This is a genomic window from Kitasatospora sp. NPDC059722 (assembly GCF_042733235.1).
Classification (GTDB): domain Bacteria; phylum Actinomycetota; class Actinomycetes; order Streptomycetales; family Streptomycetaceae; genus Kitasatospora.
The window spans coordinates 108454-118469 of the sequence record NZ_JBHWGD010000014.1 but is presented as its reverse complement, the minus strand read 5'-3'; the positions used below and the strand labels follow the sequence as shown (position 1 = coordinate 118469).

Sequence of the window (10016 nt, the reverse complement as noted above, 5' to 3'; positions counted from 1 at the left end):
GCCCGCGCGGGGGCGCCCGCCCGCCCCCCCGGCCCGCCCGCGTGTGCGGCGCCCCCCCCCCCCCCCCCCCGGGGGGGGGGGCCCCCCCCCCTCGGCCGGATTCGCGGGATCAGCCCGCAGCCGGGACCGGGACGTCCGGCCGGATCAGGCCCTCGGCCCGGAGGTGCTCCCAGAGGCCCGCGGGGACGGGCCGGCGGTGGAGCTCCGCGTTGCGTTCGACCTGTGCGCGGTCCCGCATGCCCAGGGTGACGTTGACGACGGCGGGATGGGTGTACGGGAAGGCGATCGCGGCGGCGGGCAGGGTGGTGCCGTGCTGCTCGCAGACCTCGGCGATGGCCGAAGCCCGGCGGACGAGGTCCGCCGGGGCGTCCCGGTAGTCGTACTTCATGCCGAGCGCGGGCCTGTCCCGGGCGAGCAGGCCGGAGTTGAACACGCCGACCGCGACGACGCTCCGGCCCAGGTCCCGCGCCGCGGGAAGGACGTCGTCCAGCCCCGACTGGTCGAGCAGGGTGTAGCGCCCGGCGAGCATCACGACGTCCAGGTCGGTCTCGCGCAGGAAGCGGGCCGGCATCGCCGACTGGTTCATGCCGACCCCGACGGCGCCGATCACTCCCTGGTCGCGCAGGTCGACGAGCGCAGGCACGGCCTCCTGGGCGGCCTGCTCCCAGTGGTCGTCGGGGTCGTGCAGGTAGACGACGTCCAGCCGGTCCAGGCCCGTGCGCCGGAGCGTGTCCTCGATGGAGCGGAGCACCCCGTCGCGGCTGAAGTCCCACTGGCGGCGCAGGTCGTCGCGAACGGCGAAGCCCTCGGTGTCGGCCCCGCGCGGCTGCTCGTTGGGGACCAGTAGCCGGCCCACCTTCGAGGAGACGACGTACTCCTCCCGGGGACGGTCCCGCAGAGCGGCGCCGAGGCGCCGTTCGGAGAGGCCGAGGCCGTAGTGGGGTGCGGTGTCGAAGTACCGGATGCCCGACGCCCAGGCCGCGTCGATCGCGGCCCGGGCGTCGGATTCCGGGGTGACGTCGTACAGGTTGCCGATCACCGCGCCGCCGAAACCGAGTTCGGTGACGGCGACCGGTGTGTGCCGGATCTTCCGGAGGCGCAAGAGCTGCTCCCTGTCGGTGCGGGTGGGGACGCCGGTCAGCGGCGGACGGCGGCGGAGGCTCCCGCGACCAGCGCCTCGACCTCGGCGAGCGAGGCCATGGCGACGTCACCGGGCGTCGTCATGGTGAGGGCGCCGAGGGCTGTGCCGTAGGCGAGGGCGCGCTCCAGCGGGGCACCGGCGAGCAGGCCGTGGATCAGACCGGCCGCGAAGCCGTCCCCGGAGCCGATGCGGTCCAGGACGTGCAGGCCGGGCATCCGGGGGCCGGCGACGTGACCGGTCTCCGCCGACCACGCCGCCGAGCCCCAGTCGTTCACCCCGGCCGACGGGACCTCGCGGAGGGTCGTCGCCAGCACCCGCGCCCCGGGGAGCAGCCCGGCCACCGAGGCGAGCGCGTCCGGCACCTCGTCGGCGCCGAAGCGCTCGGCGCCGGGGTGCCGGCCCGCCATCCCCAGGGCGCCCACGACGACGTCGGCCTGCCGGGCGAGCCGCAGGTCGGTCTCCCGGGCCCGCTCCGGCCCCCCGCGGCCGGCCCAGAGGCTCGGGCGGTAATTGGGGTCGTACGAGACGGTGACACCGTGGCGGCGGGCGGCCGTCATCGCCTCCTCGGCGACGTCGACGGTGGTGTCGGACAAGCCGGCGAAGATGCCGCCGGTGTGGAACCAGCGCACCCCCGCCGCGAAGACCGCGTCCCAGTCGACGTCGCCCTTGCGCAGCTGGGACGCGGCGGTGTGGGCGCGGTCGCTGACGCCGAGTGCGCCGCGGATGCCGAAGCCCCGCTCGACGAAGTTCAGGCCGTTGCGCGCGCTGCGCCCGATGCCGTCGTCGGGCACCCAGCGGATCAGCGAGGTGTCGACCCCGCCCTGCAGGACCAGGTCCTCGACGAGCCGGCCCACCGCGTTGTCGGCGAGCGAGGTGACGACGGCCGTCCGAAGGCCGAAGCACCGGCGCAGCCCGCGCACGACGTTGTACTCGCCGCCCCCTTCCCACACGCGGAAGGTGCGGGCGGTGCTGATCCGCCCCTCCCCCGGGTCGAGGCGCAGCATGACCTCGCCGAGCGCCACCACATCGGTCACGGCGCACCCACCCGCACGGCCTCGGCCGTCAGGCGACGGATCTCCGGGTAGTCCCCGCGGTCCAGGTGCGCGGGCGTCGCCATCCAGCTGCCGCCGACGGCGAGGACCGCGCGCTCGGCGAGGTATCCGGGCAACTGGTCGGCACCGACCCCGCCGGTCGGCACGAAGCGCACGCGTGGGAAGGGCGCCGCGAGCGCGCGGAGCGTGCGCAGGCCGCCGATGGATTCGACGGGGAAGACCTTGACGGTGTCGAGGCCGTCCCGCAGGGCGCGCATCAACTCGGTGGCGGTGGCGATGCCGGGCACCACGGGGACCCCCAGCTCCCGGCACTTCGCCACGACCTCCTCGTCGTAGCCCGGGGACACCACGAAGCGGGCCCCGGCCGCCACGGCCCGCTCCGCCTGCTCCGGGGTGACCACGGTGCCCGCACCCACGGCCAGGCCTCCGTGGGCCGCCATCACCTTGAGCGCCTGCTCGGCCTCCGGGGTGCGGAAGGTGACCTCGGCGCACCGGGCGCCGCCCGACGCGAGCGCGTCGGCCAGCGGGGCGGCCGTGGCCGGGTCGCGCAGGGTCAGTACCGGCATGATGCGTGCGCCGTCCAGCACGGTGACCAGATCCTCGCTCATGCGCCCATCTCGCTTCGCTCGACGGGGGCATTCGCCCACGCGCTGCTCTTGATGCTGAGCTCGCTTCGCTCGCTCATCCGCCCACCTCATTTCGTTCGCTCATGTGCCCATCTCGCTTCGCTCGCTCATCGGCCCAGCCATCCGCCGTCGACGGGAAGGATCGTGCCGTGGACGTAGGCGGCGGCGTCCGAGGCCAGGAAGACGGTGGCGCCGGCCAGGTCGTCGGCCTGTCCCCAGCGTCCGGCCGGGATCCGCTCCAGGATCGCCCTGCTGCGCACCGGATCGTCCTGCAGCGCCTGGGTGTTGTCCGTGGCGATGTAGCCCGGCGCGATGGCGTTGACGTTGACGCCGCGCCCGGCCCACTCGTTGGCCAGCGCCTTGGTCAGACCGGCGATGCCGTGCTTGGCGGCGGTGTAGCCGGGGACGGTGATGCCGCCCTGGAAGCTCAGCAGGGACGCCGTGAAGATGACCTTCCCCCGGCCGCGGGCCACCATCGCCGCGCCCACCGCGCGGGTCAGCGCGAACTGCGCGGTCAGGTTGACCTGGAGCACCAGGTCCCAGTCGGTGTCCGGGTGTTCGGCGGCCGGGGCGCGGCGGATGGTGCCTGCGTTGTTGACCAGGATGTCCACCGGACGCTCACGGTCCGCGAGGTCCTCACCCAGGGCCCGCACCGCGTCCGGGTCGGCGAAGTCGGTGCGGATCGCCTCGAAACTGCGGCCCGCGGCCAGGACGTCCTTCTCGACCTCGCTGCCGGACTCCTCCAGGTTGGCGCTGACGCCGATGACGTCCGCGCCGGCTTCAGCGAGTGCGCGGGCCATGGCCCGGCCGATGCCGCGCCGGGCTCCCGTGACGACGGCGAGCCTGCCGGTCAGATCGAAGGCGTTCATTCGGCGACCCCCCGGGTGTCGTCGGTGCAGTCCACGAGGATCTTCATCACGTCGCCGCCGCCCTCCAGGGCCTCGAACGCCGCGGGGGCCTCGGTGAGCGGCACGACCTTGCTGATCAGCTTCTCGGCCGGGATCGTGCCGTCGGCGACCAGCGCCACCGCCCGCTCGAAGTCGGAGCGGTCGTACAACCGGGCGCCCACCAGGGTGAGTTCACGCCAGAAGAAGCGGTACAGGTTCACCTCGCGGGGCCGGGGGTGGATCGCCACCAGGCACAGCCGGCCGCGCACGCCCAGCACCTCGACCGCGGTGTCGACCCCGCCCGCCGCACCGGACACCTCGAAGGCGACCTCCGCGCCCGCGCCCCCGGTCCAGTCCTGCACGGCCCCGGCCACGTCCTCGGCGGCCGGGTCCAGCGTGATGAGCCCCAACTCCTCGGCCAGCTTCCGCCGGTGGGCGCTCAGCTCCACCACCCGGACCTCGGCCCCGGCCGCCCGGGCCACCAGCGCTATCAGGATGCCGACCGGACCGCCGCCCACGACGACGACCCGCTCACCGGCCTGCACCTGGGCCCGGCCGACGTCGTGCACGGCCACCGCGGTGGGCTCCACCAGCGCGGCCCGGTCCAGAGCGAGAGAGCCCGGCAGCCGGATCAGCGTGTCGGCGGGGACCGTCCAGCGTTGCTGCATCGCACCCGGCGAGTCGATGCCGATGAAGTCCAGGTTCTGGCACACGTGCTGATGGCCACTCAGGCAGGCCGGGCAGGTGTCGTCCCAGCGCAGCGGCATCACCGTCACCGCGTCCCCGGCCTGCCAGCCCTCCACGCCGGCACCGACCCGCACCACCCGGCCGGACATCTCGTGGCCCAGGACGGCCGGCGCGGCGACGCGGGCGTCCATGTCGCCGTGGAAGATGTGGAGGTCGGTACCGCAGATCCCCACGTAGGCGGGCGCCAGCAGCACCTCTCCGGGACCGGGCTCGGACGGCTCGGACGGAGCCGTGTCCAGCGTGCGGGCGGCTGTATATCGGACAGCAAGCGTCATGGTGATTCCAAGGTCTCTTCGGTACGGGTTACGAGTGGGGGGCGAGGCGGTAGAAGGCGGTCGCGGTGCCCGCGAGGATCGCCGAGGTCTCGTCGGCGGAACATCCGTCGAGCAGTTCGTCCACGGTCTCGGCCCAGCGGTTCCAGCCTCCGGCGAGGTTCGCCACCGGCCAGTCCGAGCCGAACATCAGCCGGTCGGGGCCGAAGGCGCTCAGCAGGACGTCCCACGCCGGGCGGATGTCGGCGGTGGTCCAGGCCTCGTGGTCGGCCTCGGTGATCAGCCCCGACACCTTGCAGACCACCTGGGGATGCCCGGCCAGCCGGCGCAACCGGCGCTCCCAGTCCTCCAGTTCGCGGCCGGCGAGGTCCGGCTTGCCCGCGTGGTCGAGCACCAGAGGCAGGTCCGGGAGGCGTTCGGCGAGCCGGCTCGCCTGGTCGAGCTGGTGGCTGCGGACGAGCACGTCGTAGCCGAGCCCGCGGTCCCGGAGCGCCGCCAACCCGCGTTCGACGTCGGGGCGTTGCAGCCATTCCGGGTCCGTCTCGCCCTGCACCAGGCTGCGCAGCGACCTGAGGTAGCCGCCGCCCGGACCGGCGAGCAGCCGGTCGAGCTCGTCACCGACCGCGGGGGACGTGAGGTCCACCCAGCCGACCACGGCCGCGATCAGCGGCTCCCGGGCGGCGAGCGCGAGCAGGTCCTCGGTCTCGGGGACGTCCGGCACGCACTGCACGACCACCGTGCGGTGCAGCCTGCGGCCCGCCACCGTACTGGTGGCGGTGGCGCGCAGATCGTCGGGGGTGAACGTGCGGCGGATCGACGTCAGGGCGGGCTCGTCGAGCCAGGCTTGCGGCCGCTGGGCGAGGTCCCACAGGTGGTGGTGGGAGTCGATGAGCGCGGGCGGCGGGGTGGAGGTCACTGGGGGCTCCGGTCTGGTCGGTCGGGCGTGGAGCGGGTCACTCGGCGGAGTGCTCGCCGGGCTCGCTCAGGTGCCAGACCTCGGCGAGCTCCGTCCACTGGCGGGAGTCGCCCCGATCGGGCCAGGGCTCCTGGCAGGGGTCGGTGAGCAGCCACCACTCCTGGGTCACGGGGTCGGCCTCCAGGCCCGCCATGTCGGCCTCGAAGTCCTCGCCGTGGTACTCGAAGTAGGAGAACAGCACGTCACCGTGGAGGAAGATGCCGAAGTTGCGGATCCGCGCCCGGTGGAGGGCCGCCTCGACTCCGGGCCAGACGGCGGAGTGGAGTTCGAGGTACTCCTCGCGGTGCTCGGGCCGGAGCCTGATGGTCTGGGCGAAGCGCTTCATGCGGATTCCTCCTCGCCACCGGGGTGCGACGCGTCGCCCGGGGTGGCGAACGGCGAGCGGTAACTGGGGGTACGGGTGCGGAGTTCGAGCCGGAGCGTCATCCGTATGCGCGTGGACGCGGGCAGCCGGACGGTCAGGAACGCGCCGTCGCAGGCCGCTTCCGACTCGCCGACCACCGGCTCGGTGTGGCCGTAGTCGTACATGTCGCCGATCCAGCCCTCGTCCGCGCAGGTCGTGTACCGGACCGAGGTGATGGTGTGCTCGGCGAGGGCGCCCGCCTGGACGATCACCGTCCGCTCCACCTCGGGCGAGAGGTTCACCAGTTCGACGGTGGTCGCCCCGGGGTCGATGGAGGTGACCAGGGCGGCCACGTCCGCCGGCAGGCCGGCGCGGCGGGCCCGGGCGTCGTGGTAGCGCAGCCGGGCCTGCTGGAGGCCGCCGTTGTAGAGCACCTGGGGGCCGCCCCAGGTCAGTTGGACGAGGGCCTCGGTGGCGACCGGGTTGCACTGCTGCCACACGTGGATGTCGGCCTCGTCCACCTCCAGGTCGCGGTAGCGCTCCATCCGCCGCAGGCGGTGGCGGACCTGCGCCTGGGCGGCGGCGAGGATCCGCTCGGGGTAGTCCGGGTCGTCACCGGCGAGGAAGGCGAACCACGCCTTCTCGTGCCCGGACTCCTCCTTGGCCCGGAACGGCCGCACGGTGCGCCAGTCCAGGCCGTCCGCCTCGCGCAGCTTCTCCAGCCGGGCGCGGTCGGCGTCCGAGGCCGTGTGGTGCCACAGCGCCATCGGCACGGGCAGGGTGACCGGGTTGTAGTCGAACCAGCCCGAGTCGTTGTGCCGGAACGGGAGGTGGGGCGTCGGCGAGTCGACGTCCGGGCCGAGCTCGACCACCCACTTGGACCGCAGGCTGGAGTCCGACTCGCTGAACGGCATCACCTTGGCCCGGGCGATCACGGCGTCGAGCGAGGTGCCGACCATCGAGAGGTAGTCGTCGTCCCCGGTGCTCACCGCCGCGGCCAGCGCCGCCACGCAGGCCGCGTGGCCCACGCTGTGCCAGCCGTGCGGCCAGGACCAGCCGTAGTGGCCGCCGTACCAGCGGCCTTCCAGCAGGCCGCCGACCGCCCCGTCCGGAGCGACGTTGTCCGGGATGAGGCCGCCGTTCGCCTCGGTGCGCTCCCGCCAGGCGCCGACGTAGTCGACGATCCAGTCGCGGTAGCGCTGCTCGCCGGAGAGGACCCAGGCGTTGAGGACCAGCCCGGCCACGGCGAGGTTGACCGCGGTGTCGCCGACGCCCATCCGCTCGCGCATCTGCGCCCCGAGCCGCGGGTCCGCCGAGAGCGGGTACGGGCCGTCCTGCGCCTCCGGGAGCCATTCGAGCGGGAAGCCGTAGGTCTCGGCCTCCTTCGGCAGCCACGGGTATACGTCGCCGTCGGTCACGCCCTGCCGGTCCGGGTCACTGCCGTTGTGCGGACGGGTGACGATGCGGTGGGAGGGGTCGTAGTTGCCGTGGACCGGGTCGACGTACAGGTCGGCGAACCGCAGGGCGCGCTCGGACCAGCGCTCGGGGTCGGCCATGCACAGGAAGTAGAGCAGGAGCAGGCTCTCGCCCTGGTGGAACCAGTCGTAGCCGCGCTCGTACTCGTCGCGGAGCATGTCCAGTTCGGTGAGGTGCCTGGTCACTCCCTCCCAGTGCTTCGCGCTGGCGGCCAGGAGGTCGTCGGCACCGCCGAGGAGGTACAGCTGCGGCCAGTTGAAGAAGACCTCGTAGAAGTCGTCGACGCCGTCCCGGGTGGTCAGCCGGCCGGTGTAGTTCAGCCGGCCGTCGGGGCCGGTGAAGTCGCGGGCGAAGCGGCGCCAGCCGTGGTCGAGCAGGTCGAACAGGTCACGCTGCGCCACCGCCCAGCCGGGCGGTTCCAGCAGCGGCACCCCGGCCCGGATCTCGGCGGGGGACGCTGCGGCGTCCTCGCCCGGGGAACGGTCGGTGGAGCTGGGGGACATGGGGAGGATCTCCGATCGGGGTGACGGCACGGGCGTCATTCCTTGGTGGCGCCGGCGAGCATCCCGCTGACCAGGAAGCGCTGGGCGAAGAGGAAGACGACCAGGACCGGGGTGATGGCCACGAGGGTCGCGAGGGCCAGCTGCGGGCGCTCGATCGCGAGCGATCCGGCGGTCGGGTTGAACTGCGGCACGCTGCTGAGCAGGTTGCCGACGCCCACCTGGATCGGCATCTGGTCGTCCTGGGGGAGCATCACGTAGGGCAGGAAGTAGTTGGTCCAGTTGGCGACGAAGCTGAAGAAGCCCACGAGCGCGACGACCGGTGTCGCCAGCGGCAGTGCCACGTGGCGGAAGACGCCGAACTCGGAGCAGCCGTCAATCCGTGCGGCCGCCAGCAGGTCCTTCGGCACGGCGGTGGTGAAGTAGATGTACGTCAGGTACACGCCGAACGGGTAGAACGAGTACGGCAGGATGATCGACCACATGGTGCCGATCAGGTGTGCCGCGTTGACCTCCAGGAACAGCGGCACCACGAGCGTGGCGCTCGGCATCAGCATCACGACGAGGGTCGAGACGAGCAGGACGCGCCGGCCGCGGAACTCGGTCATGGCCAGCGCGTATCCCGCCGGCACCGAGACGCAGAGCGTGATGACCAGGGAGATCACCGCGTACACGGCGGAGTTGCCCAGCCACTGGAGGATCGCCCCGTCCTGGAAGGCCGTCAGCGCGTCCCAGTTGGCCTTGAGCGCGTGCCAGGAGCCGAAGGAGAGCGGGTGGCCGTGGACCAGTTGCTGGTCGGTCTTGGTCGCCGCGAGGACGAGCCAGAGCACCGGCAGCACGAAGAACACCGCGAAGACCGCCAGGACGGCGCCGGCCAGCAGCCGGTACGACGTGTGCCGCAGGGGCCTCTGTGCCCGCCGGGATGCCCGGTGTGGAGCTCGGCACATGACGCGTGGTTCCCGTTCCGTGCGTGGCGTGGCGGCGACTCGAGTGGCGGGGGTCTCAGTCGGCATCGAAGAATCCCGACCGTGCGACGAAGAAGCCGGCGGCCGAGACGCTGACGACCAGGAGCTCCATCGAGACCGCGGCGGCGCCGTTGATGTCGTTCATCTGGAAGGCGAAGTCGTAGGTCAGCTGGTTGAGGGAGTAGTCACGGCCGGCCACGCCCACGCTGGCGAGCGAGAGCAGCTGCGGCTCGACGAAGAGCTGGGCGCCACCCGCGAACGCGAGGATCACCATGTAGACGATCCACTTGCGCAGCATGGGGATCTGCACGTGCCAGGCGGTCTGCCAGGCGCCGGCGCCGTCGATCCGCGCGGCTTCCAGGACGTCCTGCGGGATGTTGTTGAGCGCGCCGTACATGACCACGATCCAGCCGCCCGCCCCGGTCCAGAACGCGATGACCGTGAACAGCACCGGCAGGTTGCCCGGCGCGATGACCTCGCCGAAGGTGCCGAACCCGAGCGCCTCCAGCAGGGAGCTGACCGGACTGACCGTCGGGTCGAGCATGAACAGCCACACCAGCACGCTCGCGGCACCCGCCAGTGCCCCGGGGATGTAGTAGAGGAAGCGGAGCGTCCGGCCGATCGGCCCCGCCGCCAGGCGGTGCAGCAGCAGCGCCAGCGCCACCACGAACACCACCAGCGAGACGAGCCAGAACAGGAGGTAGAGCGCCACGTGGCCGATCGCGTCCACGAACCGGAAGTCCTGCGCCGTGGTGACGAAGTTCGAGAAGCCGGTGAACGTGCCCCCCGCGTCGGTGAAGGCGAAGTAGACCGCGTAGCCGATCGGCAGGACACCGAAGGCGATCAGCAGGACGGCGTAGCCGGCCACGAAGGCCAGGCCGGCCCGGCTCCGGCCGGCGCCGGCGGGGCGGCCCCGCGCACCCCCCGGGGGGGGGGGGGGACGGGAGCACATAAAAAGTGTAACGGACAAACGGGCGGGGGGTGGTAATATTAGAGACCACGGGGGCCCCCGGGGGGTTGTTTGTGGCCCA

At 72.8% G+C, this 10016-nt stretch carries 10 protein-coding genes; all 10 read right to left on the bottom strand.

Annotation, left to right across the window (positions count from 1 at the left end; genetic code table 11):
• Positions 1-109: 109 nt before the first annotated feature.
• The gene (locus ACFV4F_RS12235) at positions 110-1102 is read right to left on the bottom strand and encodes an aldo/keto reductase (protein WP_380501927.1); all 993 of its coding nucleotides are present in this window, start codon (positions 1100-1102) and stop codon (positions 110-112) included.
• 35 nt (positions 1103-1137) lie between these two features.
• Positions 1138-2175, bottom strand: a complete 1038-nt coding sequence (locus tag ACFV4F_RS12230) for a sugar kinase (protein ID WP_380438396.1) — start codon at positions 2173-2175, stop codon at positions 1138-1140.
• Positions 2172-2801, bottom strand: coding sequence for a bifunctional 4-hydroxy-2-oxoglutarate aldolase/2-dehydro-3-deoxy-phosphogluconate aldolase (locus ACFV4F_RS12225; RefSeq protein ID WP_380501925.1), 630 nt, complete (start codon positions 2799-2801; stop codon positions 2172-2174). Before ACFV4F_RS12225 ends, ACFV4F_RS12230 begins: the two co-directional genes overlap by 4 nt.
• A 125-nt stretch (positions 2802-2926) precedes the next feature.
• A complete protein-coding gene (locus tag ACFV4F_RS12220) occupies positions 2927-3688 on the bottom strand; it encodes an SDR family oxidoreductase (protein WP_380501923.1) in 762 nt (253 codons plus the stop codon).
• Positions 3685-4728 carry a zinc-binding dehydrogenase gene (locus ACFV4F_RS12215; protein ID WP_380501921.1) on the bottom strand — a complete coding sequence of 348 codons (1044 nt, stop codon included), beginning with the start codon at positions 4726-4728 and terminating at the stop codon, positions 3685-3687. Before ACFV4F_RS12215 ends, ACFV4F_RS12220 begins: the two co-directional genes overlap by 4 nt.
• A gap of 28 nt (positions 4729-4756) precedes the next feature.
• Positions 4757-5641: an amidohydrolase family protein gene (locus tag ACFV4F_RS12210; RefSeq protein ID WP_380501919.1), complete on the bottom strand. Its 885-nt coding sequence runs from the start codon at positions 5639-5641 to the stop codon at positions 4757-4759.
• A 37-nt stretch (positions 5642-5678) separates the two neighbouring features.
• Positions 5679-6026, bottom strand: a complete 348-nt coding sequence (locus tag ACFV4F_RS12205; RefSeq protein ID WP_380438386.1) for an L-rhamnose mutarotase — start codon at positions 6024-6026, stop codon at positions 5679-5681.
• A complete protein-coding gene (locus ACFV4F_RS12200) occupies positions 6023-8023 on the bottom strand; it encodes a hypothetical protein (RefSeq protein WP_380501917.1) in 2001 nt (666 codons plus the stop codon). The genes ACFV4F_RS12205 and ACFV4F_RS12200 overlap by 4 nt, the downstream gene beginning before the upstream one ends.
• Positions 8024-8058: 35 nt before the next feature.
• A complete protein-coding gene (locus ACFV4F_RS12195) occupies positions 8059-8967 on the bottom strand; it encodes a carbohydrate ABC transporter permease (protein ID WP_380501915.1) in 909 nt (302 codons plus the stop codon).
• 55 nt (positions 8968-9022) lie between these two features.
• Positions 9023-9937 carry a carbohydrate ABC transporter permease gene (locus ACFV4F_RS12190; protein ID WP_380501913.1) on the bottom strand — a complete coding sequence of 305 codons (915 nt, stop codon included), beginning with the start codon at positions 9935-9937 and terminating at the stop codon, positions 9023-9025.
• Positions 9938-10016 lie beyond the last annotated feature (79 nt).